The organism is Halobacillus sp. ABR2_026 (assembly GCF_056158545.1).
The window spans coordinates 3,809,092-3,831,208 of record NZ_JBSWTM010000001.1 but is presented as its reverse complement, the minus strand read 5'-3'; the positions used below and the strand labels follow the sequence as shown (position 1 = coordinate 3,831,208).

The 22,117-nt window shown below is 46.0% G+C and carries 19 protein-coding genes; 14 read left to right on the top strand and 5 right to left on the bottom strand.

The features are described from left to right. The first annotated feature begins 14 nt into the window (after positions 1-14). On the top strand, positions 15-836 hold the full coding sequence (locus tag ACXADE_RS19340; protein WP_474982053.1) for a carbohydrate ABC transporter permease: 822 nt from the start codon (positions 15-17) through the stop codon (positions 834-836). Between the two features lie 3 nt (positions 837-839). Here the strand turns inward: ACXADE_RS19340 and ACXADE_RS19335 are convergent, their stop codons facing one another. Next, positions 840-1,454 carry a YesL family protein gene (locus ACXADE_RS19335; RefSeq protein WP_474982052.1) on the bottom strand — a complete coding sequence of 205 codons (615 nt, stop codon included), beginning with the start codon at positions 1,452-1,454 and terminating at the stop codon, positions 840-842. Between the two features lie 107 nt (positions 1,455-1,561). On the opposite strand from ACXADE_RS19335, the gene xylA reads away from it, so the two are divergent. The 3 genes from xylA to ACXADE_RS19320 are packed head-to-tail and all read left to right on the top strand — an operon-like array spanning position 1,562 to position 5,433. Next, positions 1,562-2,887, top strand: coding sequence for a xylose isomerase (gene xylA / locus ACXADE_RS19330; protein ID WP_474982051.1), 1,326 nt, complete (start codon positions 1,562-1,564; stop codon positions 2,885-2,887). A gap of 2 nt (positions 2,888-2,889) precedes the next feature. Then, entirely contained in the window at positions 2,890-4,389 is a 1,500-nt protein-coding gene (gene xylB, locus ACXADE_RS19325) for a xylulokinase (protein WP_474982050.1), read from the top strand. 60 nt (positions 4,390-4,449) lie between these two features. Beyond that, complete coding sequence (locus ACXADE_RS19320; RefSeq protein ID WP_474982049.1) at positions 4,450-5,433, top strand: aldo/keto reductase; 984 nt, start codon at positions 4,450-4,452, stop codon at positions 5,431-5,433. Between the two features lie 29 nt (positions 5,434-5,462). On the opposite strand, the gene ACXADE_RS19315 is transcribed toward ACXADE_RS19320, so the two are convergent. Further along, the gene (locus ACXADE_RS19315) at positions 5,463-6,494 is read right to left on the bottom strand and encodes an aldose epimerase family protein (RefSeq protein ID WP_474982048.1); all 1,032 of its coding nucleotides are present in this window, start codon (positions 6,492-6,494) and stop codon (positions 5,463-5,465) included. Positions 6,495-6,687: 193 nt separating this feature from the next. Here ACXADE_RS19315 and ACXADE_RS19310 point away from each other — a divergent pair, with 193 nt between their 5' ends. The 6 genes from ACXADE_RS19310 (at position 6,688) to ACXADE_RS19285 (ending at position 12,732) form a co-directional block, all read left to right on the top strand. Next, on the top strand, positions 6,688-8,199 hold the full coding sequence (locus ACXADE_RS19310; protein WP_474982047.1) for a malate:quinone oxidoreductase: 1,512 nt from the start codon (positions 6,688-6,690) through the stop codon (positions 8,197-8,199). Positions 8,200-8,932: 733 nt separating this feature from the next. After that, on the top strand, positions 8,933-9,337 hold the full coding sequence (locus ACXADE_RS19305; protein WP_474982046.1) for a VOC family protein: 405 nt from the start codon (positions 8,933-8,935) through the stop codon (positions 9,335-9,337). 126 nt (positions 9,338-9,463) lie between these two features. Then, positions 9,464-9,649, top strand: a complete 186-nt coding sequence (locus ACXADE_RS19300) for a hypothetical protein (protein ID WP_474982045.1) — start codon at positions 9,464-9,466, stop codon at positions 9,647-9,649. Between the two features lie 165 nt (positions 9,650-9,814). Beyond that, on the top strand, positions 9,815-11,077 hold the full coding sequence (locus ACXADE_RS19295; RefSeq protein ID WP_474982044.1) for an MFS transporter: 1,263 nt from the start codon (positions 9,815-9,817) through the stop codon (positions 11,075-11,077). Continuing rightward, the gene (locus ACXADE_RS19290; RefSeq protein WP_474982043.1) at positions 11,031-11,654 is read left to right on the top strand and encodes a TetR/AcrR family transcriptional regulator; all 624 of its coding nucleotides are present in this window, start codon (positions 11,031-11,033) and stop codon (positions 11,652-11,654) included. Before ACXADE_RS19295 ends, ACXADE_RS19290 begins: the two co-directional genes overlap by 47 nt. Before the next feature lie 91 nt (positions 11,655-11,745). After that, on the top strand, positions 11,746-12,732 hold the full coding sequence (locus tag ACXADE_RS19285) for an aldo/keto reductase (protein ID WP_474982042.1): 987 nt from the start codon (positions 11,746-11,748) through the stop codon (positions 12,730-12,732). A gap of 307 nt (positions 12,733-13,039) precedes the next feature. On the opposite strand, the gene ahpF is transcribed toward ACXADE_RS19285, so the two are convergent. Next, a complete protein-coding gene (gene ahpF, locus ACXADE_RS19280) occupies positions 13,040-14,575 on the bottom strand; it encodes an alkyl hydroperoxide reductase subunit F (RefSeq protein WP_474982041.1) in 1,536 nt (511 codons plus the stop codon). A gap of 14 nt (positions 14,576-14,589) precedes the next feature. Further along, positions 14,590-15,153, bottom strand: a complete 564-nt coding sequence (gene ahpC / locus ACXADE_RS19275) for an alkyl hydroperoxide reductase subunit C (RefSeq protein ID WP_474982040.1) — start codon at positions 15,151-15,153, stop codon at positions 14,590-14,592. Between the two features lie 414 nt (positions 15,154-15,567). Between ahpC and ACXADE_RS19270 the strand changes: the two genes are divergently transcribed. From ACXADE_RS19270 to ACXADE_RS19255, 4 genes are all read left to right on the top strand, one after another. Further along, on the top strand, positions 15,568-16,398 hold the full coding sequence (locus ACXADE_RS19270; protein WP_474982039.1) for a PRD domain-containing protein: 831 nt from the start codon (positions 15,568-15,570) through the stop codon (positions 16,396-16,398). Between the two features lie 205 nt (positions 16,399-16,603). Further along, entirely contained in the window at positions 16,604-17,971 is a 1,368-nt protein-coding gene (locus tag ACXADE_RS19265; protein ID WP_474982038.1) for a sucrose-specific PTS transporter subunit IIBC, read from the top strand. A gap of 27 nt (positions 17,972-17,998) precedes the next feature. Next, positions 17,999-18,955, top strand: coding sequence for an aminoimidazole riboside kinase (locus tag ACXADE_RS19260; RefSeq protein WP_474982037.1), 957 nt, complete (start codon positions 17,999-18,001; stop codon positions 18,953-18,955). Between the two features lie 3 nt (positions 18,956-18,958). Further along, positions 18,959-20,404 carry a glycoside hydrolase family 32 protein gene (locus ACXADE_RS19255; protein WP_474982036.1) on the top strand — a complete coding sequence of 482 codons (1,446 nt, stop codon included), beginning with the start codon at positions 18,959-18,961 and terminating at the stop codon, positions 20,402-20,404. A 72-nt stretch (positions 20,405-20,476) separates the two neighbouring features. Here the strand turns inward: ACXADE_RS19255 and ACXADE_RS19250 are convergent, their stop codons facing one another. Next, positions 20,477-21,976 carry an esterase/lipase family protein gene (locus ACXADE_RS19250; RefSeq protein WP_474982035.1) on the bottom strand — a complete coding sequence of 500 codons (1,500 nt, stop codon included), beginning with the start codon at positions 21,974-21,976 and terminating at the stop codon, positions 20,477-20,479. Positions 21,977-22,117: the final 141 nt, after the last annotated feature.

Genomic DNA, 22,117 nt, shown 5'->3' with positions numbered 1-22,117 from the left:
AGGGAGGATTTTCGTTGAATAAGATAGGCTACGTTCTGTTATATGTATGTCTTGGTCTGGTGGCGGTCTTTCAGATTTTACCGATCATCTGGCTGGTGTTGTTTTCTTTAAAAAGCAATCAGGAAATTTTTGCAGGCTCGCCATTTGCCCTGCCTCAGGAATGGCATTGGGAAAATTATTTGAAGGTATGGGAAGGTGGCATCGGAGGGTACTTTTTCAACAGCGTATGGATCACTGTCGTCGCTATTGTACTGACCTCCCTGTTTGCCAGCATGGCGACGTTTGCCATTACACGGATGAACTGGAAGTTGAATAAGTTCGTTCTTGGATTATTTATGGTCGGTCTTATGATTCCGATTCATTCGGCGATTATTCCGTTGTTCAGCATGTTCCTGAATGTCAATCTGATCGACAACCCGTGGTCGATTGTCTTAACGTATACGGCTTACAACCTGCCGATTACGATGATGATCCTTTTAGGGTTTTATTACACACTTCCTAGAGAAATAGAGGAGGCTGCCATCATTGACGGTTGTTCGATTCACCGTATGTTCTTCAGAATCATTCTTCCGATGACGACACCAGTCCTTTCGACGATCGTCATCATCAATATGATTTACAACTGGAATGAATTCGTCTTCGTCAATACATTCATCAGTTCCGATCAGTACAAGACACTGACGGTCGGAATTCAAAACTTTATCGGCCAGTATATGACGGATTGGGGGGCGATCGGGGCTACGCTCGTCATTAGTCTGCTGCCTATTCTGATCGCGTTCATCTTCTTTAGCAACAAAGTCGTGGAAGGTATTTCTTCAAGTGCGGTCAAGGGCTGACCGTCACTGTTTCTTCACCTCAATTTTACGGAAAGCGTGTAGAGCGGCCCACATCGTCAAAAAGGCGGTCAGACTCGATCCGAAAATGAAGCCGAGCGCAGGCAGCATGCGGAAGATCATAACGGTGGAAAAGATACTCAGTATGAGAAAGAAGCTCTGCATCGGACTGATCAGCATGATGAGAAAGGTTTGCTTCCATGTCTGACTAAGTTTCAGATCATAGTGGACGAACACAGGGAAAAGGTATAACAGGAAAAGACCCGCGATCAGAAGAAAGGCAAACAGCGGAACCGATGTCCAAGTGAAGGATGGACCGGATCCTGAGCGGATATACATGACATTAAGTGTCATCAGTAGCAATAAAAGCAGGATAGACATTCCCAGCTTGGTGCTCTGCCAAAAGCCCGCCTTAAAATGGGACCAGTAGTGTTGAGGCAGACGATCCTGTCTTTTCCCTGTTAACCAGTCACGGATAACGCTGAACAAAGCGGTCGTAGAAGGAAACAATCCGAAGACCACAAGCCCGGACACCGTCGTGACTGCCCATAAAATATGTAATAGTGCAAACCGGGTGATCCATTCCATGCCCCTGTATAATTGACTGCTGAACAAGTTCATACATAGTCCTCCATCCTGTTGGTCTATCGCATGAACTATTATATACACATATTTTTACCTATGTAAAAATTTTTTCCTAACACTAAAAATAACGAGGAGGCCAAATCATGGCTTATTTCAATAATATCGACAAAATTAAATATGAAGGTAGCAAATCTACCAATCCTTTCGCATTCAAATTCTATAACCCTGATGAAAAAATCGGAGATCAAACAATGGAAGAGTTTCTTAGGTTCGGCGTGGCTTACTGGCATACGTTTACAGAAGATTTGTCCGATCCGTTCGGTGCAGGAACTGCTGTCCGTCCATGGGATCATTTTAAGGGAATGGATCTTGCTAAAGCACGGGTAGAAGCGGCCTTTGAGTTCTTTGAAAAATTGAATGTTCCTTACTTTTGTTTCCATGATGTGGATATTGCTCCAGAAGGAGATAGTTTAAGAGAAACGAATCAGAATCTCGATGAAATTACCGGAATGATCAAGAGCTATATGAAAGACAGCAAAACGAAGCTTTTATGGAACACGGCGAACAACTTCACCCATCCCCGCTTCATTCATGGCGCAGCATCGGCCAATAATGCGGACGTTTTTGCCTATGCAGCTGCAAAAGTAAAAAAAGGGTTGGAAATCGGGAAAGAGCTTGGGGGAGAAAACTACGTATTCTGGGGTGGAAGAGAAGGATATGAAACGTTATTGAATACAGACTTGAAATTGGAGCTCGATAATCTGGGGCGTTTCTTCCATATGGCGGTCGATTATGCCAAAGAAATCGGCTTTGACGCCCAGTTCCTGATCGAACCGAAGCCGAAAGAACCGACGACTCATCAATATGATTACGATGTCGCATCCGGCTATGCCTTCATTCAGAAATATGGCTTGGAGGATCACTTCAAATTCAACATTGAAGCAAACCATGCCACGTTGGCGGGGCATACGTTCGAGCATGAATTAAGGTATGCGCGGATCAACGGAGTGCTCGGGTCTGTCGATGCGAACCAGGGTCACCCGCTGCTTGGCTGGGATACGGATGAATTCCCGTCCGACCTCTATGCGAATACATTGGCGATGTATGAAATCATCAAAAACGGAGGTCTTGGTTCAGGGGGGCTGAATTTCGATGCCAAGGTCCGCCGTGGTTCATTCGCTCCTGAAGACCTTTTCCATGCGCATATCGCAGGAATGGACAGTTTTGCCGTCGGTTATAAAGTTGCACAGAAGTTGATTGAAGACCGGGTATTGGACGGGCTGGTAGATGACCGTTACCGAAGCTTCAAGGAAGGCATCGGAAAAGATGTCGTGGATGGAAACATGGACTTCCATAAGCTCGAGGAGCATGCGCTCGGCCTTGGAACGATCAAGCATGAATCCGGGCGTCTTGAACAAATCAAAGCGACCATCAACCAATACCTTTTGACGATGTTTGCGGGTGAGTAATGATGAGTTACGTCATCGGTGTCGACCTTGGTACAAGTGCTGTGAAGCTGCTGCTGGTGGACAAAAAAGGAAACGTTGCGTTTGAGGTATCCAAAGAATACCCATTGATTCAGGAAAAGACGGGATATAGCGAACAAGACCCTGAATGGTGGGTCAAACAGACGATGGCCGGTTTAAAAGATATCGTATCGCAAGGTCCTTGTGAGCCCAGCCAAATTGAAGGACTGAGCTTTTCAGGTCAGATGCACGGGCTCGTTCTTTTGGATGGACATCAGAACGTCCTTCGGCCGGCCATTCTATGGAATGATACGAGAACAACGGAACAGTGTGTGAAAATCGAACAATCTATTGGCAAAGAACGTCTTCACACCATCACAAAAAATCCTGCCCTTGAAGGGTTTACCTTACCGAAATTGTTGTGGGTGAAGGACCATGAACCAGAGGTCTTTGATCAGGCGGCTGTGTTTCTCCTGCCTAAGGACTATGTACGCTACCGGCTGACAGGGGAAATTGCCATGGATTATTCTGATGCTGCCGGTACGTTGCTGCTGGATTTGAATAGGAACGAATGGAGCGGGGAGATCTGTGACAAGCTTGGTATCGACAACTCTTTGTGCCCGCCACTTATCCCTTCCTATGCCGGGACCGGGACGATCCGTCCGCAAGTTTTCGAAGAAACAGGAATCCTTCCAGAAACAAAAGTGTTTGCAGGCGGAGCGGATAATGCCTGTGGAGCCATTGGTTCTGGGATTCTGGAAGAAGGCCGGGCATTATGCAGTATCGGGACCTCTGGAGTTGTTTTGTCTTATGAGTCGACCAATGATAAGGAATTCGGTGGCAAGGTCCATTATTTTAACCACGGGGCACCGGACGCTTATTATACGATGGGCGTTACACTTGCCGCCGGGCACAGTTTGAGCTGGCTCAAGGATGTCTTCGCAGAAGCGGAATCATTCGAATCGTTGATGGAAGGAGTCGAAGAAGTTCCTCCCGGGTCACACGGACTTTTGTTCACTCCCTATGTTTCAGGGGAGAGAACGCCTCACGCGGATGCAGACATACGAGGGAGTTTTATCGGGATGGACAGCTCGCATCAACGGGTTGATTTCGTCCATGCGGTTATGGAGGGCATTACTTTCTCACTCTTAGAATCACTTTCTATCTTCCGGGAACAGGGAAAAAGTATGGATACCATTGTTTCTACAGGCGGTGGAACGAAAAGTGATCATTGGCTGCAGATGCAGGCCGATGTGTTCGGCGCAACCATCGTCAAACTATCAAGTGAGCAGGGCCCTGGCTTAGGGGCTGCTATGCTTGCCGCATATGGAGTAGGCTGGTTTGAAACCCTGAAAGAATGTGCGGATCAGTTCTTGAGTGTTGAAAGGACGTTTGAACCCCATGAGGAAAAGGTAGATATTTACAAAGGAATTTTTCCTCTTTATCAGCAAGTCTATCATCAGACCAAAGAATTGAGCGGTCACCTGAAAAGGTATAGAAGATAATGAGAAGGACGGATTCTTGTAGTTGAAGAATCCGTCACCCTTTTAGAAAGGTGGAAGACTATGAAATACAACCGGTTAGGAAAGACAGGCCTTGAAATCAGCGAACTCAGTTTCGGTACGTGGGCGATTGGTGGAAGCTGGGGGAAGACGGATGATCAAGAAGCTTTGAAAGCTCTTGATAAAGCGATGGCTAGTGGCGTGAATTTTTTTGATACCGCTGATGTTTACGGGATGGGACACAGTGAAGAACTGCTTGCTGAAGCTACGAAGGGCAAGGAATCAGAGATTCATATCGCTTCGAAATTCTGCCGGCAGGGCGACATTGAAGATCCGGAGAACTATTCCATGGAACAGGTGGCTGGTTACTTAGAAGACAGCCTGCGGCGCTTGAACAGGGACACGCTCGACCTATACCAGATCCACTGTCCCCCGATGAGCATTTTGAAAGATGGGGCGGTTTTTGATGTTCTTGAGCGCTTGAAGGAAAGCGGGAAGATCCGGAACTATGGCGTAAGTGTAGAAACGGTCGAGGAAGGGTTATTTGTTTTAGAAAACTCGAACGCGAGCACGCTCCAGGTCATCTTTAACCTGTTCCGTCAGAAGCCATTGGAGAACCTGTTCCCGGAAGCTGTGAAGAAAGATGTAGGGATCTTAGCTCGCGTGCCTCTCGCCAGTGGTTTATTGACTGGTAAGTTCTCGAAAGACCATACCTTTGAAGAAGATGATCACCGGCGCTTTAATAAGGACGGCGCTGCTTTCAATGTAGGTGAGACCTTTGCAGGACTTCCGTTTGAAAAAGGGGTCGAGCTTAGTGATGAACTTTCCTGGATTGAAGCAGGGCGCGGAAATCGTACAAGAGCTGCATTAAAATGGGTCATGCAGCAGCCCGGGGTATCGAGCGTTATTCCTGGTTTTAAAGATGTCCAGCAGGTCGAGGATAACCTACAGGCGCTGGAAGCTGAACCCTACAGCTCGGATGAGCTAGAAAAACTTCGACAATATTATAGAGAAAATGTCTATCCTCACATTCGTGGAGGTTATTAAAAAGATGAGGCATGCCTTTGCGGCATGCCTCATTTTTCAATAGAAAATGAAAAGGTAGTGGTTGACCGGTAGGGGCGTTCCGGTGTCGTCAGTAAATCCGGAAGGTCCGAGTGATGAAGGCTTGCCGGAGAAGCCTGTGTTTCCAGACACACGCCCAAATATTTTTCAGACTCCCTATTTCTTAGAGGGAAACCTTTTGTCAGATTGGTAGAAGTATAAAGGACAAGCCCTGGCTGGTCTGTATCAACCGTCATTAATCGTCCGCTTTGAGGCTCCTTTAAGACCGCCTGTCTTGTCTCCTTAAACAGAAAGTAATGATCAAAGCCTGCCCTGGCGATTTTGTTTTGTGAATGCTCATTTGAAAATCCAACAGATAGAGGAGCAGGTTCCCTGAAGTCGAAGGGACTTCCTTCAACAGATGCCTTCTTACCCGTAGGAATCAGGCCATCGTCCATCTCAAGGAACTGGTCACTATCTAATTGGAACACATGATCATGCACGGTTCTGTGCAAGTCCCCGCTCAAATTGAAGTAGGTATGGTTGGTCAATGTCAAAGGTGTCATACGATCCGTTTCAGCCTCGTAGGTAACGGACAGCGTCTGGACAGAGGAAAGGGTATAAGTGACAGACACCTGCACATGACCAGGGTATCCATCTTCTAAATGCGGAACTTCCAAAGAGAAGGTCACGCCGCATGAATCCTCTTTTTGAAAAGTCTCGCTATCCCAAAATTTCGTGTGGAACCCCTTCGCCCCCCCGTGCAGGTGATGACGACCCTCATTTTTTTCAAGTTCATACGTCTGTCCCTCAAGCTGGATGGTAGAATCTTTAATCCGGCCCGCGACTCTTCCAATAGTCGCTCCTAAAAAGTGGGGGTTTTCTTTGTATTCTTTGAGGTTCTCATGTGCGAGTATGACACTTTCGATAAGGCCATTTTTATCGGGGACGCGTAAATCAGTAAGGGTAGCACCCAAATTGGTAACGGTGGCGGTCATTCCGTGATCGTTCTTTAACTCATAGGTTTTCCACTCTCCGTCTACGACACGTTCTTGAATTTCCATGTGTTTCTCTCCCTATTTCATCGTTTCTTTCATTATACAGAAGGGAGAATTTTATGGGAAACAAAGGTTCACAAAAGGCGGAATTTTTAGATATGATAACGCAATCATCCATTGGCAAATATTTTAATTTTTTGATTATAGTGATACACTGAACATAGATAAAAATATCTGATAATAGGGAGAATTAAGGGAAATGAGCAAAAAATACTCGAAGACAGACGTGATTTTAATTGGTGCAGGGATCATGAGTGCAACATTAGGATCCTTGCTTAAAGAATTAGTGCCCGACTGGAATATTCGCGTGTTTGAAAGGCTTGGAAGCGCTGGAGAGGAAAGCTCCAACGTATGGAACAATGCAGGTACAGGTCATGCAGCTCTGTGTGAGCTGAACTATACGAACGAAAAACCTGATGGAACGATCGATATGACGAAAGCTATCAAAGTGAATGAACAGTTTCAAGTCTCGAAACAGTTTTGGTCTTATCTCGTGAAAAACGATCGGATCAGTAATCCGAATGACTTCATTATGCCGCTGCCCCATATGAGTTTTGTGCAGGGCGAGGGGAACGTTGACTTCTTGAGAAAGCGCTTTAAAGCAATGGTCGAAAATCCTCTCTTCAAGGACATGGAATTTTCTGATGATCCAGAAAAACTGGAAGAATGGATTCCACTCATCATGAAAAACCGAACCTTGAAAGATCCGATTGCAGCGACGAAAATTGATGCAGGGACGGATGTGAACTTCGGATCGCTGACTAGAAAGATGTTTGACCACTTGGAAAAAGAAAACATCGAGATCAACTATAAGCACAGTGTGGAAGATATTAAACGTGCGGACGATGGTTCCTGGGAAGTGAAAGTATGTGACCTTGAGAATGATCGGATCGAATACCATACGTCTGACTTCGTCTTCATCGGTGGCGGTGGTGGCAGTCTCCATCTTCTGCAAAAAACGGGGATCCCGGAATCGAAACAGATCGGAGGATTTCCTGTCAGTGGTCTGTTCATGGTTTGTAACAACCCGGAAGTGGTTGCTGAACACCGGGCAAAAGTGTATGGCAAAGCGAAGGTCGGTGCACCACCGATGTCCGTGCCCCATCTGGACACCCGCTTCATCGATGGTCGCGAGAGTCTCCTTTTTGGACCGTTCGCCGGATTTTCGCCCCGGTTCTTGAAAACCGGATCGCTGCTTGACTTGATCACTTCCGTTCAAAAAGATAATCTTACGACGATGGTGGCTGCAGGGGTGAAAAATGCATCTTTGACGAAGTACCTCATTGAACAGGTCATCCAGTCCAAGGAAAAACGTCTGGAAGAGCTGCGGGAGTTCATTCCATCTGCTAAAGCAGAAAATTGGGATCTCGTTACGGCCGGACAGCGTGTACAGGTTATCAAAGATACGGAAGGCGGCGGGAAAGGAACCCTCCAATTTGGTACAGAAGTTGTAAGTTCCTCCGATGGTTCCATTGCCGCATTGCTCGGGGCCTCTCCAGGAGCCTCGACTGCGGTTTCTGTCATGCTTGAACTGATGGACCGGTGTTTCCCGGGGCAACTGAAGGCGTGGGAACCGAAGATCAAAGAAATGATTCCTTCTTACGGAAAACAATTGGTTGACAATCCTGAGTTGATTCGCGAAATTCATGCCATGACCGAACAAGTCCTTGATTTAAACGAAAAACAGGAAGACAGTCCTGTAAATATTTAATGATTAGGCTCTGTTAAAGTTCAGTATTGATATTTGCATCAACGGATGGAAGTGACCATAAATGATAGGATGGTAAAAGAGAATTTATTTCTAAGTATCGAAACCTCTAGATGATCTACTTTCACGATGTAACCATTGAATCTTGTTGGATTATTATTTCGAAACGGAGTCTTTCGCTAAATGGCAGGATTGTTGAAGACTCCGTTTCGAGAGCGTTCGGGGTTCGTTATTGTGTTGAGTGCCAGGGGTGGCTGGGAAACTACTCGCTTTCCTGTGGGGGAGTGCCGAGCTTCCTCGGGCTTATCGCCCTGCGGGAAAAGAGTGCTGGGTGAGACCCCGCAAGGCGTAAGCCTGAGGAGGCTCACCGCGCTCCCGCGGAAAGCGAGTCATCCCCCTCCGCCCCTAACTCCCACACAAACATCTCGAAACTGAGTCTTCCACAAACGGGAGCATTCGTTGAATAAGCCAACTATAAAAATGAGGAACTCCTATAAAATTGGAAGTTCCTCATTTTTGCAGTAATATCAACACTAAACTTTAACAGAGCCAATGATTAAGAAAAGTGCTTTTCCATTTTCGTTGGAAGAGCACTTTTTCTATGGGAGGAGAATAAATGGAGAAGGTGGTTCCGGTAATTGTTTGATTTCAACCAAAAGTCGCAGGCATGATTACAGCTTACTCCGCATGAAAAAAATCCTGGAGGGGTTTACGCTGGAATAGAAGGAGTGATTGCATGAAATTTAACAGGTTCCAAGCCGCACAAATCAGAATTGCACGACCGACAGATCAATTGGAAAAAGTAGCAGCGTTCTATGAATCAGGCCTAGGATTAGATAAAATAGCAGCCTTTAAAGGTCACCGTGGGTATGAAGGGGTGGTTTTCGGACTGCCGGATCTCTCCTATCAGCTTGAATTTACCAGTCATAAGGACGGAAGCCCTTGTCCATCGCCGTCAGAAGACAACCTCCTCGTCTTTTATTTAGAAGACAAAGCGGAAGTCTTGAATCTTACCAAACGTCTTTCACACATGGGATATGAAGAAGTCCCCCCTGAAAACCCTTATTGGGAGGAAAAAGGTGTAACGATTGAAGATCCGGATGGTTGGCGTGTCGTTTTGATGAATACCCCTGGGATTTAAATGGTTTAAGAGGAGGGGGAAATGGGTGGCTGACCATGCTCTACTTAATGTCGAATTCTCTTTTTCGATCCGCTTGTTCACCATGCTCTTATTTGAAATAATGAAAAGCTGTGAGGAGGTATACCCATGTTGTTTTTTATTATCTTAGGTTGCATGATGCTGGGGTGGTTGATTTCGATGACTGGCCCACTAATCGGTGGGATCATCACTTTCGGAATCGTGGTTGGTTGTTTGTTCAGGGGATTGTTCCTCTTAAGTGAAATACATAAGAAAATCGTTAAAGGTGAAGAAGGATCAAAGGAAGTCGATTAATATAGCGATGGCTCCTTTATTGTAGGAAAAAGCATGGAAGGGAAAGCCCTTGCCGTTTTTTTATTGGCCTATTTTTCAATAAATGGTTGTATAACGACACCAGTGTCGTTATAATAGGTTTAACAAAACGACATCGGTGTCGTTTAAACGGAAGGGGACAGACCTATGGAACGTTTATGGAAGAATAAAGGCTATATGACGTTGATGTCTGCTCAGGCTATATCAAGCATCGGGGATTGGTTGAGCATTGTCGCGATTATTACACTTGTAGGAATGAAATGGGAAGCATCACCGCTTGAAGTTTCCTTCGTCTTTTTATGTCTGGCTGCGCCAATGGCATTATTCGGACCGGTGGCGGGAATGGTGGCGGACCGTTTGAACCGTAAAACATTGATGATTGTTTCGGATCTTGTACGGGCAGGGCTGATACTAATTTTGACCGTCGCTACATCGCTTTGGATGGTGTACGCCACTCTGCTTACGATCGGTATATTCTCCGCCGTGTTTATTCCTGCTAAAAATGGAAAGCTGAAAGAACTTGTGCCTCAGGAGGATATGAAAGGGGCGATGTCTATTACATCTATGATCGATTCATCCACGAAAATTTTAGGACCACTCGTCAGTGGTTTGCTCGTCACTATTTTCGGTGCTCAGCAAGTGTTCATCATCGATTCGGTGACATTCTTCGTCTCTGCTGTCATTCTCCTTTTCGTTCCTGGAATGATTCGTATGGAAGTGGCCGATGAAGAACAGGAAGAGAGCTCCTTCAAGCAAGAGTTTGCGGTTGGTTTTGCCTTTATTACTTCGAACCGGTTCATGATCACAGGTTTAGTTCTCGTCGGTCTCAGTCTGTTGATTTTACAATCAGCCGATTCTCAGTTAATCGTATTGATTCGTGAGCTTACCGATGTTTCTCCAGATCTTTTCGGCTATCTAGTTACAGGTTCGGGGCTTGGCATGTTTGTGGCCGGATTCCTGCTTGCGAAAAAAACGGAATACAACGCCTACCCGCTTATGCTCATGGGTGTTTGTGGAATCGGAGCAAGCTTTGGAGTAATGGGGTGGCTTACTCATTACGATTTGAGTTATTCGATTCTCTGGGGACCGGGCCTTGGTTTTGCCGCAGGGTTTTCAGCCAGCTTGATTTTCGTTCCCTTTCAGGCGACCATTCAAGTGCATACGCCTGTACATATGACAGGTCGCGTATTCGGTGTGATCAACAGTGTGATGACGACTGCGACCATAATCGGTCCTCTGGTTGGAGGATGGATGGCGACCATGATCGGGGTGATCCCGACATTTACGATTACAGCAAGTCTTCTCGTGTTTGTTTCCATCATTGGTTTCCTAACAAAACGGAAAATTGAAGGAGGGGATGGTCATGTCACCACGCGTGAGCAAGGAACACATGAAGCAACGACGAGCTGAAATTATGAAAGCGGCGCAGCATGTTTTCATCGAGCATGGGTTCGAGCACACGACGATGAAGCATGTTATGGAGGAAGCCGGCGTCAGCCGCGGCGGACTTTATCAATATTTTTCAAACAAAGAAGATTTATTTGAAGCTCTGCTTGAAGAGGGTCTCACCGAGGCAGCGGAATCCGCGGTTGATTCTATGGAGGAAATGGATTCCTGCTGGGATTTACTCATGCAGTTTCTTTTCGGAGAAGATGGGCGTCCTGATCAGAAAATGGACCCGCTCGCACCCAGCAAGCTTGAGTTCTTTATCACCGGCCGGAACGATGAGCGGAGACGATCTTATGGAGAAAAGCGTTATGAGATGGCAGTAAAGATATACGATGAATTAATCAAAAAGGGGCAGGCGACCGGAGAATTCAGTAATCGTCAGGATAGTGGACTGATTGCACGGTCTATTATTACGTTCACAGACGGCCTGGCCTTGGATCATGCCATACTTCCTGAAGATAAGGTGAAGCTGAAAGAACAATCTTTATTGTTCGTGGAGTATTTAAAATTGGTACTGGATGTAAAGGCTGATGACTGAAAAATGACAGAGCTGTGCATGGGGGAAGGTTTCATTTTTCTATTAGTTGGTAATACAACTATAGGTTCTTTTTCAAAGGAGGAATGAACATATGAAATCACTGCAAGATGCATTGAAACATAAAGTAGGGTTGGGAACGGCGCCTTTAGGAAACATGTTCCGTGATGTCCCGGAGGAAGAAGCCCGTGAAACCATTCAGACGGCCTGGGACCAGGGGGTACGCTATTTCGATACGGCCCCTTTTTATGGTGCGGGGTTAGCAGAAATGCGTGTTGGAGAAGTGCTGTCCCAATATAATCGTGATGACTATGTGTTGAGCACAAAAGTTGGGCGTTACATGACGGAGGATACAGAGCAGAATGAAGGGCTTTTCGAACATGGACGGAACAATAAAGTCATTACTGATTATTCGGAAGATGCAACGAAGCGTTCGATTGAACAGAGCCTTGAACGATTAAAGACAGATCGTCTCGATATGGTCTTCGTTCACGATGTTTCTCCTGATTTTCACGGAGATGAGTGGGTAGCTAAATTCGAAGAAGCACGGACTGGAGCATTTCGTGTGCTGTCCCGCCTTCGAGATGAAGGAGTCATCCGTTCATGGGGGCTTGGCGTCAATACAACAGAACCGATTGAACTTGCTATGGAGCTAGAAGAAACGAAACCGGACGTCTGCCTGTCTGCTACGCAATATACACTGCTTCAGCACGACCGAGCGCTGCAGCGCATGATGACGATGGCTCAGGAGAAGGACGTCGATCTAGTTGTCGGCAGCCCTTATAATTCCGGCGTTTTACTTGGAGGCGACCATTTCAATTATGAAAAAGCGGGTGCCGATATTTTAGGGAGAGTGAATCAGTTGAAGGAAATTGGTGAGAAATACAATGTCCCGCTAAAAGCGGCTGCTCTCCAGTTCTCAACCGCTCATCCAGCAGTGAAATCGGTCATTCCGGGGTCTACCCGTCCGGACCGGATAAAAGAAGATTTGGAGATGATCCAAAGAGAGATTCCAAAGGATTTTTGGAAGGAGCTTGTGGAAAGAGGGTTTGTTTCAGCCCAGGCGCCTCTGCCTGTCTAAGCATAGATTTTATGAAAAGTCTCTGTTAAAGTTTAGGGTTGATATTACTGCAAAATGAGGAACTTCCAATTTTATGGAAGTTCCTCATTTTTATATTTGGCTGATTCAACTAAAGCTCTCTTTTCTTGAAGATTCAGTTTTGAGATGTTTGTGAGGTAGTTAGGGGCTGCCGGGGATGGCTCGCTTTCCGCGGGAGCGCGGTGAGCCTCCTCAGGCTGCTTCTTTTTTATGGGAGGGAACTTTATAGCTCAGTGATGAAAATAAAAACCGGGCCACAAAGAAATCTTTGTGGCCCGGCATAGGTATATTAATTACGGATCAAATAATCAAATGCACCAAGTGCAGCATTCGCACCATCTCCCATAGAGATGATGATTTGATTGTGAGGACTGTCGGTAACGTCACCAGCAGCAAACAATCCTGGCACGTTTGTAGCGCCGTGTTTGTTGGTGATGATTTCACCGATACGGTTCATTTCAACGGATTCGTCCATCCACTCGGTATTCGGTACAAGCCCGATTTGGACGAAGACACCTTCAAGGTCGATGTGCTGCTCTTCCCCAGATTCACGGTCAATATAAGTGATGCCGTTCACATTCTCATCGCCGACGATTTCCTTGGTTTGAGCATTCGTTTTCACTTCCGCATTCGGAAGGCTGTTCAAGCGCTCTTGCAAGACTTCGTCTGCTTTCAATGTGTCAGCAAACTCAAGGACAGTTACGTTTTGTACGATACCGGCAAGGTCGATGGCTGCTTCGACGCCTGAGTTTCCGCCACCGATTACGGCTACATCTTTACCTTCAAACAATGGACCATCACAGTGTGGACAGTAAGCGACACCTTTGTTCTTGTACTCTTCTTCTCCAGGTACACCTAGTTGACGCCAGCGGGCTCCTGTGGAAATAATAACCGTTTTACTCTTGAGTACTCCGCCATTTTCAAGTTCAAGCTCAAACATGTTGTCGTCGTTCTTCTGTAGACTTTTTGCACGTTGAAGGTTCATGATATCGATCTCATAATCCTTGACGTGTTCTTCAAGACTGGCAGCGAACTTTGGACCTTCTGTGCTTTTTACACTGATGAAATTCTCGATCGTCATCGTATCAAGGACTTGTCCACCAAAGCGTTCAGCAACGATTCCTGTACGGATGCCTTTTCGTGCAGAATAGATGGCTGCACTTGCACCTGCAGGGCCGCCACCGATCACGAGGACCTCATACGGCTCACGATTCGTGAATTCTTCCGGGGATGGACCTTCACTGATTTTCGCTACGATTTCTTCAAGTGTCGTGCGGCCGCCACTGAAGAATTCGCCGTTTAGGTGTACAGAAGGCACAGCCATAATGTTTCTCTCTTCCGCTTCTTCTTTAAACGCCGCACCATCGATCATCGTGTGTGTAATGTTCGGGTTCAGCACGCTCATGATATTCAGGGCCTGTACGACATCCGGGCAGTTGTGACAGCTTAAGCTGACAAATGTTTCAAAATGAAACTCACCGGATAAGTTTTTGATCTGGTCGATCATCGTATCATCGATTTTCGGTGCTCTACCGCTTACTTGCAGCAAAGCAAGGACCAGGGACGTGAATTCATGACCAAGCGGAACACCTGCGAACGTAACGCCTGTTTCTTCTTGCGGGCGGTTCACGCTGAAACTTGGTGTGCGTTTCATTTCTGTATTTTTTACTGTGATTTTCGGTGACATGGATGCAAGCTCATCCGTGAGAGCCAGCATGTCACGGGAGACTTTATCGTCCCCCGTGCTGACTTTCAGTTCGATGTCACCTTCTAAAAGCTTTAGATACTCTTCTAATTGTGCTTTTATTTGGGCATCGAGAACCATTTATATTCCACTCCTTAAATTTTGCCGACTAGGTCAAGGCTTGGTGTTAGTGTTTCTTCGCCTTCTTCCCATTTTGCTGGGCAAACTTCGCCTGGATTGTTACGTACATATTGAGCAGCTTTGATTTTACCGATAAGGCTGCTTGCATCACGGCCGATTCCACCAGCGTTGATTTCAACGGTTTGAATAACGCCATCTGGATCGATGATGAATGTACCACGCTCAGCAAGTCCATCCTCTTCGTTCAGTACATCAAATTGACGGGAAATCTGCTGAGATGGGTCACCGATCATGGAGTAAGTGATTTTGTTAATTTTTTCGGAAGCATCGTGCCAGCCTTTGTGTACAAAGTGTGTATCTGTAGATACAGAGTAAACTTCAGCGCCTAGTTCTTTTAGTGCTTCGTAGTTGTTTTGTAGATCTTCAAGTTCTGTCGGGCAAACGAAAGAGAAGTCTGCTGGGTAGAAGCAAACAACGCTCCATTGTCCTTTGAAGTTTTGTTCTGAAACGTCGACGAAATCACCTTGTTTGAATGCTTTCGCCTGGAATGGTTGTACTTCTTTACCGATTAGAGCCATAGTAGAATTCCTCCTGTAAAGTATGTTTGATTAGCTGCTGGGATGTTGCAGCTTTTTATAATAATTCTAATTCAGTAGCTATTATTATATAAAATCGACTTTTTGTCAACAAAGACAAAAATTTGTCGAAAACTATTCTCAGCTGACTGAATGAGAATGATTATACAAAAATTTCTCACGTCTTCTAGTGTAACAAGAAATAGAGAAGGCGTTTAGTAATTAGCCTTCCCGAATTTCAGTTAATCTAGAATCATATGGAGGAAATAAATGCTTAGTTAGAAGCTTTCCTCAATCTATATAGAGGCAAACATGAGAAACGAGGGGTTCCTTTGTCGGTACTTCTTCATGATGTCATGGAAACTGCACGACGTGGTAATATTGTAGAGAGCAATCATTCGAGCGGAGGAGCTTATTATGCGTATTTTCAAAATCCTGAACAACAATGCGGTTGTCGTTTATGACAGCCAATCGGAAAAGATCGTCATGGGAAAAGGGATAGCCTTTCAAAAGAAGCGTAATGATGTCGTCCCTAAACATAAGATCGAGAAAATCTTTCTACTGCGCGATCAGTCTTCTGAAAAATTCCAGCAGCTCTTATCCACCCTGCCTGAAACGCATATTGAGATAGCCGAACGGATCATCAGTTATGCGGAAGGGTATTTGGAGTCACCGTTGAACGACCATATCCATATTGCGCTCACAGATCATTTATCTTTCGCCCTTGAGCGTATGGATCAGGGACTTGCTATTCACAACAAACTAACGAATGAAATCAAATTTTTGTATAAGAAGGAATTTGAAGTCGGCCTGTGGGCAAAAGAAGAAATTAAGCGTGACTTGGGGGTCGAGATCCCAATGGATGAAGTCGCTCATATCGCCTTACATGTCCATACCGCCAAAATGGATGCCCCCACTATGAGTGAATCCTTACAAACAGCTACTATTCTGCGTGATTTCGTCGAACAAGTGGAGAAGATTTCAGGGCTCACCATTGAAGATACCACCATCAATTACCAGCGCTTAGTTACTCACCTGCGCTTTGCTTTAACCCGAGTAGAGGAAGGAAGCCGGTTTGAGCCTATTGATGAGGATATGTATGAGCTGATTCAGAAGAAATATACGAAAGCATTTGAAACATCAGAAGAGGTTGCGGGACACTTAAAAGTTGAATACGGCATAGAATTTCCTAATTCTGAAATTGCCTACATCGCCCTTCATATCCAACGACTGTTAAGTGTTAAATAAAATCATTTAGATGTTGACGGTAGCGTTTTCATTGGGTAGAATGTACGTATTCAAAGTTGAATAGAGCAGGATTGTGACTGGTAAAGCAGGCAAGACCTAAAATGTGTAGAGTTGGCTAGGTGACTCGTGTATGCGAATGACCTACCCACACTGTGCGCGTTTTAGGTCTTTTTTTTATTATTGATCATCTTAAGGAGGGAACACTATGAATCATAAAGAAGTAGCGGAACAATTAGTCGAGTTGCTTGGTGGGAAGGGAAATGTTGTCAGTGCAACACACTGTGCCACACGTTTAAGACTTGTCATCGATGATGAAAGTCAAATAGACAAAGCCGCCATTGAAGAACTTGATGGTGTTAAAGGGGCATTTTCAAGTTCGGGTCAGTTCCAAATTATCTTTGGGACGGGGACTGTGAACAAAGTATTTACTCATTTCGGCCCGATGGTTGGAGCTTCCTTGGAGGAAGAAAAGGATACGTCCTCTCATAAAGACGCCGCCAAAAGCAAAATGAACCCGCTCGCTCGTTTTGCTCGGACGCTGTCGAACATATTCGTTCCAATCATCCCGGCGATCGTCGCGGCAGGTATGCTGATGGGGCTTCTTGGGTTGATGAATACGTATAACTGGATGGATCCTGAAAGTGGCATGTTCGTTATGCTTGATATGTTCTCCTCGGCCTCATTCATCATCCTTCCAATTCTTATAGGATTCAGTGCTGCTAAAGAGTTTGGCGGAAACACGTATCTGGGTGCAGTAATCGGAGGGATTATGACCCACCCGAACCTATTGAACCCTTGGGGGCTGGCTGATGCACAGCCGGAAACGCTTGATTTTATGGGGATGGGTGTAGAAATGCTTGGGTATCAGGGAACGGTAATCCCTGTTCTGCTGACGGTTTATGTGATGGCGAAAATGGAAAAAGGATTCCGTAAGATTGTACCGAACGCCGTGGACCTGCTGTTGACTCCGTTTTTGACTGTTATTTTCACTGGTTTCGTGGCGCTGCTTGTAGTGGGGCCGCTTGGTCGTACACTCGGTAACGGTCTGACATCGGTTCTTGGTGTAGTTTATGATACAGCGGGTCCTATCGCAGGACTGATCTTCGGCGGACTATATTCAACGATTGTTTTGACAGGAGTACATCACAGCTTTCACGCCATTGAAGCAGAGCTTCTGAATGTCGGCGGTAACTACCTGCTCCCGATCTGGGCGATGGCGAACGTTGCTCAGGGGGGAGCGACCATCGCAGTCTTTTTCAAAACGAAAAATAAGAAAACGAAAGAAATCGCGCTTCCAGCCGGTATTTCTGCTTTCCTTGGGATTACGGAACCGGCAATTTTCGGAGTTAATTTGAAATACCGTCGTCCATTCATCGGTGCAGCGATCGGTGGTGCTCTGGGTGGTGCTTATGTCGTATTCACGAAAGTAATGGCAAACGGAATTGGTCTGACTGGTTTACCGATGTTTGCTATCGCACAGGATCCCATCAACTATGGAATCGGATGCCTGATCGCTGTAGGTGGTTCCATTGTGGCGACGTTACTGCTCGGATGGAAGGAAGATACGAAATAAGGGTAGGAATGCAAAGGAGGATGAACGATGAAAAATGGTGTTATTTCGCTTGGGGAAGCACTGATTGATTTTATCCCATTGGATCAGGATAATATCAACTATCAAAAAAGCCCTGGAGGGGCGCCGGCGAATGTTTCTGTCGGTTTGGCCCGTCTTGGGGTGACTTCGACCTTTTTAGGGAAAGTCGGAGACGATGTGCTCGGGCGGTTTATGGTGAAGACTTTGAAAGACTACGGGGTGCAGACACACCACATGCTCCTTACGCCGGACGTAAGGACTGGGGTTGTATTCGTGTCGAATGCGGCGGACGGAGAGCGTAGCTTTGATTTTTACATCAACCCCAGTGCGGATCAATTTCTTGAAGCAGATGAAGTTGACCCTTCGGACTTTGATACCCATCGGGTGCTTCACTTCGGCTCGATTTCCATGATTGGTGACAGAGTGAAAGAAGCGACCCGTCAAGCAGTAGCTTTGGCGAAAGAAAAGGGGTTGATCGTTTCTTATGATCCGAACCTGCGTCTCCCTCTTTGGAATTCAGAAGAACAGGCTCGTGAAACAATTGTCTCGATGTTGTCAAAAGCGGACTTTTTGAAACTATCAGCAGAGGAATTGGAGTTTATCACAGGATTATCAGATATTGACCGGGGAATTGAACAGCTTTCATCCTATCAAATTCCGCTCATCCTCATTACGATGGGGGGAGAAGGCAGCTATGTATGCACGTTTGAAGGCATGGAACACGTTCCTGCGATGAAAGTGGAAGCAGTGGATACGACTGGTGCCGGCGACGCCTTCGTCTCCGGCATGCTTTATTCCTTGAATGAATTCGAAGGGGATATAGCTGCAATCCCTCTTCATGAGGCGGTTAAGATGGCGAAATTCGCAAGTGTATCCGGAGCATTAGCTGCTTCAACGAAGGGTGCAATGACGGCACTCCCGACAAAAGATGAAGTAAACAAACACCTTCATGAGGCAGGAGGCTGAAGGATGAATAAAGACGAGGAACTAAGACAGTCCGCGTATGAAGAAGTGGAAAAGCACCAGAAGCTCGTGGAAGAAGACCCTTACCGTCTTCACTATCACCTTATGCCACCTGTCGGGCTATTAAATGATCCAAATGGCTGGATTCACTGGAAGGGGACCTATCATTTGTTTTATCAATGGATGCCCTTTAAAACCGGACACGGAGCCAAGTTTTGGGGCCATTATACTTCCGGGGACCTCATAAACTGGACTCATGAAGAGATTGCCTTGACCCCTTCTGAATGGTTTGAGAAGGATGGGTGTTATTCAGGATCAGCCATCGATCATGACGGTGATTTGTATCTTTTCTACACAGGAAATGTGAAGGATGAAGAGGGAAGAAGAGCGTCTTATCAATGTCTGGCGGTTTCCGGTGACGGCATTCATTTTGATAAGAAAGGGCCGGTTGTGCAGGTGCCGGAAGGGTATACGGCTCACTTCCGGGATCCGAAAGTCTGGGAAGAGGAAGACTCCTATTATATGGTTGTCGGCGCTCAGACGGCCGATATGAAAGGAGCTATTGCTCTCTTCCGTTCCGAAGATCTGTATGACTGGACGTATGTCGGATTATTAGCAGGTGGAGATCGTCTGGAAGATTTCGGGTACATGTTCGAGTGTCCCGATTTATTCAAGCTGGGAGGGAAAGATGTGCTTGTTTTCTCTCCTCAAGGACTAGAGGCCGATGGAATGAAATATACGAATGTTTATCAGTCAGGGTATGTCGTCGGATCCTTTGATGCAGAGACGGGAGGCTATGAACATGAGAACTTCTATGAGCTTGATCACGGTTTTGATTTCTATGCCCCTCAGACGACAAAGGATAAAGCGGGGCGGAGGATTTTGTTCGGCTGGATGAGTGTGCCGGATCAGAATGAGCAGGATCATCCGACTGTCCACCACAAATGGCTGCATAACATGACCCTTCCCCGTGAGCTCACGCTCGTGGATGGACAGGTCCACCAAATGCCCGTGGCAGAATTGGAAGGTCTGCGTAAGGGGCGTACAGTTGAGCACACGTTGGATTTGAATCAGGAGACGGTTGAAATCAATGAAGTGAATGGTAAAGCGGTAGAACTCAGCCTTGAAGAGGTTGAAGTGTCATGTGGCTGGTTTGCACTTGAATTCGGAGGTGCTGCCCGTGTCATTTACTCCAGGGAACAAGGAGTTCTTACATTAGAACGTGAGAGCTATGTTGATGGGGTGACAGAGAAGCGTCAAGTCGAAATGAAAGATTTGCAGAATCTCCGTCTTTACATGGACACTTCTTCTATAGAACTGTTCGTAAACAACGGAGCGCACGCTTTTACTGCACGTTTTTACCCATCACCAGACGAGGAGAGTATCCAATTCAAAGCCTCCGCCCGAACAAGCTTCACCCTGAAAAAATGGAACCTCCGCCAAGCATTTTAATTTCCATTATATGTATGACCTGGTACGACAAAATATGGAAACAAACGGTCCCTCCAGGAGGGACCGTTTGTTTTATTGGCTGTAGAGTTTTCCTTGGTTGTCGATGTAAATGGACTTTATGAGGGTTCTTGCGAATGGTGAGCCCTCATAGGTTCCATGGACATCAATCGTCATATTGTATACACCTTCACCGAGGCTTGGAATGGTAAAGTCTTTTTTATTTTTATTTGGTTTCACTTTCTTTTGCTTCACCTTCCCATTCTTGCCATAATGCTGGATGGTCATTTCGGTTTGGATATTTAGTTTCTGGTTTCCTTTCACCTTCATCTGCTGTCCATCGAGGACTTGGTCTAATAGTCCATCTGCAGCACTTTCAAAGGTGGTATTCAATAAGTAGCGCTCTTTCTTAGCGGCTTTCGTCTGGATCATCCAAATCCCAGCGGAAGGATTATTGATGGTGAGCGTGTGGTGGTAGGATCCATTAAGGAAATTGGTATCCTCCTCCGTAATCACGAAATCAGCATACGTTTTTTTGTCCGGCGACTGGAGGGTAAGATTCGTATTTTTACGGTCGCTCACCCAATCAAAGGTGATGGCATCTACATTTTTTTCTACCACAACTTCTTCTTTATGCATACCCGAATACTCTCCACCTGCGACGTAATGACCGACAGGTGATTCTTCCTCCCGTTCGTTGAACGAATTTGTTGCAAAAGCTGTGGAAGCCGCCGGAACCGGCCCCTCTTTCAAATACTGATCGAATAAATGGAAGGTGGACGATCCTTCTTTGATCGTCGAGTGGTTCCAGCTTCCGGTTTTGATTTCGGTCGCGTAAGGAAGCCGGGAACTTTTCACGGTTACAGCGCCGTCGTTGCTTCCATAGGCACTCAAGTAGAGACCTCCCCAATAAAGAGAGCTTCCAAAACTGCCCCACTTCGTCCCTCCGAATGTGTACATAGGGGTCGCAGCTGTGGTGGATTGATCGTCTGTCACTGATCGATAATAATCCATGTAACCGGTCTGCAGAGAAGACGTACCGTCATTTTTACTTCCGATAATTCCGGCGAGCCACCCTGCCCAACTGCTATAGGCAAGATCGGCGAGTTGAGACCCATGGTGAGGGCTGGATAAAGTAATCACACGTTCGATATAGGGGGATGCTCCATAATGCACAAGAGCCGCCTGGGTATCTACGCCGCCTTTACTGTGGGCCACTACCACTACTCTTTCACCGAAATAATTGGAGATTTCTACGATTTTCTCAGCAAGAAGAGAACCGTTGTGCCACATATCCTTCTCTGGATTCAAATCGATAAAGGCTGTTTCATAACCGTTTTCATAGGCTGTTGTGTACATATCATTACTTTCATACCAGGTTTCTGAGGAACTGTTCAATCCGTGGACAAAAAGAATCGGGTGTGTGCCCTGGGCTACAACATCAGGGGCATCTCCAACATACCATTCCCCTGGATTCCCTGAAGCTCCATCTTTGATCGATCCAGCAAAACTGACCGGTGGCATCATAAGAAAAAGCAGACTGCATACGACGAAACATGCGGTGAATTTGACCATTCCCAATCTCCTTTATGTAAGTGGTTTGGGATTCGTGGAGTCTGTCTAGGGGGACCCTTTTATACCATTCGCCTTTAACCATTCATTCCCTGCTTGAGGAATACAGGAGATTTTGATGAAATGTGTCCGTATACCTTCCGC

Bases quoted from the DNA above. Each gene is read 5' to 3' on its own strand.
- ACXADE_RS19335 (WP_474982052.1), bottom strand. From the start codon at position 1,454: ATGAACTTGTTCAGCAGTCAATTATACAGGGGCATGGAATGGATCACC.
- xylA (WP_474982051.1), top strand. From the start codon at position 1,562: ATGGCTTATTTCAATAATATCGACAAAATTAAATATGAAGGTAGCAAA.
- xylB (WP_474982050.1), top strand. From the start codon at position 2,890: ATGAGTTACGTCATCGGTGTCGACCTTGGTACAAGTGCTGTGAAGCTG.
- ACXADE_RS19320 (WP_474982049.1), top strand. From the start codon at position 4,450: ATGAAATACAACCGGTTAGGAAAGACAGGCCTTGAAATCAGCGAACTC.
- ACXADE_RS19315 (WP_474982048.1), bottom strand. From the start codon at position 6,494: ATGGAAATTCAAGAACGTGTCGTAGACGGAGAGTGGAAAACCTATGAG.
- ACXADE_RS19310 (WP_474982047.1), top strand. From the start codon at position 6,688: ATGAGCAAAAAATACTCGAAGACAGACGTGATTTTAATTGGTGCAGGG.
- ACXADE_RS19305 (WP_474982046.1), top strand. From the start codon at position 8,933: ATGAAATTTAACAGGTTCCAAGCCGCACAAATCAGAATTGCACGACCG.
- ACXADE_RS19300 (WP_474982045.1), top strand. From the start codon at position 9,464: ATGTTGTTTTTTATTATCTTAGGTTGCATGATGCTGGGGTGGTTGATT.
- ACXADE_RS19295 (WP_474982044.1), top strand. From the start codon at position 9,815: ATGGAACGTTTATGGAAGAATAAAGGCTATATGACGTTGATGTCTGCT.
- ACXADE_RS19290 (WP_474982043.1), top strand. From the start codon at position 11,031: ATGTCACCACGCGTGAGCAAGGAACACATGAAGCAACGACGAGCTGAA.
- ACXADE_RS19285 (WP_474982042.1), top strand. From the start codon at position 11,746: ATGAAATCACTGCAAGATGCATTGAAACATAAAGTAGGGTTGGGAACG.
- ahpF (WP_474982041.1), bottom strand. From the start codon at position 14,575: ATGGTTCTCGATGCCCAAATAAAAGCACAATTAGAAGAGTATCTAAAG.
- ahpC (WP_474982040.1), bottom strand. From the start codon at position 15,153: ATGGCTCTAATCGGTAAAGAAGTACAACCATTCCAGGCGAAAGCATTC.
- ACXADE_RS19270 (WP_474982039.1), top strand. From the start codon at position 15,568: ATGCGTATTTTCAAAATCCTGAACAACAATGCGGTTGTCGTTTATGAC.
- ACXADE_RS19265 (WP_474982038.1), top strand. From the start codon at position 16,604: ATGAATCATAAAGAAGTAGCGGAACAATTAGTCGAGTTGCTTGGTGGG.
- ACXADE_RS19260 (WP_474982037.1), top strand. From the start codon at position 17,999: ATGAAAAATGGTGTTATTTCGCTTGGGGAAGCACTGATTGATTTTATC.
- ACXADE_RS19255 (WP_474982036.1), top strand. From the start codon at position 18,959: ATGAATAAAGACGAGGAACTAAGACAGTCCGCGTATGAAGAAGTGGAA.
- ACXADE_RS19250 (WP_474982035.1), bottom strand. From the start codon at position 21,976: ATGGTCAAATTCACCGCATGTTTCGTCGTATGCAGTCTGCTTTTTCTT.